1 pseudogene is annotated in these 255 nt (G+C 65.1%); it reads right to left on the bottom strand.

The window, feature by feature from the left end:
* A pseudogene (locus IB277_RS37785) lies at positions 1-255 on the bottom strand (recombinase family protein); the annotation flags it as partial.

Consider the following 255-nt stretch of genomic DNA (forward strand, 5'->3'; position numbering starts at 1 on the left):
GGTCGATCGCGCTCCACAGCACGTCGCCCTTGCCGATGCCGCGACGGACACGCCGGGGAAACAGGATCTTCTCGCTGCGCAGGCGGCGCACGACCGCACAGGCTGTGCCCACCTCCCGGAAGGTATCAAACAGCATGCGCACCGTGTCCTGGATCTGGCGATCCGGATCGAGCACCACGCGCATATCAGGCGTGTAGACCAGTCCGATCGGCAACGGCAACTCGAGCTCGCCACGACGCGCCTTGTTGAGAATGC

Origin of the sequence: Ensifer sp. ENS07, assembly GCF_014852185.1 — a bacterium.
GTDB classification, from domain to species: Bacteria; Pseudomonadota; Alphaproteobacteria; order Rhizobiales; family Rhizobiaceae; genus Ensifer; species Ensifer adhaerens.